Source organism: Bacillus sp. L_1B0_5 (genome assembly GCF_000836715.1).
Classification (GTDB): Bacteria; Bacillota; Bacilli; order Bacillales; family Bacillaceae_G; genus Bacillus_A; species Bacillus_A thuringiensis_S.
In genome coordinates this window covers 1-222 of the sequence record NZ_JXIS01000155.1, presented here as the reverse complement: position 1 = coordinate 222, position 222 = coordinate 1, and the positions used below count along the sequence as shown (strand labels likewise).

The window sequence follows — 222 nt, the reverse complement described above, 5'->3', positions numbered from 1 at the left end:
TTAGGGGTTCGACTCCTCTCGGGCGCGCTTTTCTTTCGGGAAGTGGCTCAGCTTGGTAGAGCACCTGGTTTGGGACCAGGGGGTCGCAGGTTCAAATCCTGTCTTCCCGATACTTGTTTGGGGCCTTAGCTCAGCTGGGAGAGCGCCTGCCTTGCACGCAGGAGGTCAGCGGTTCGATCCCGCTAGGCTCCACCATTAGTTCTTTGAAAACTGAACGAAACA

At 56.3% G+C, this 222-nt stretch carries 2 tRNA genes; both read left to right on the top strand.

Features of this window, described 5'->3' with window-relative positions:
* Positions 1 to 36 precede the first annotated feature (36 nt).
* Positions 37 to 110 (top strand) — tRNA-Pro (locus tag RT27_RS30675).
* Between the two features lie 9 nt (positions 111 to 119).
* Positions 120 to 195 (top strand) — tRNA-Ala (locus RT27_RS30670).
* The last annotated feature ends 27 nt before the right edge of the window (positions 196 to 222 follow it).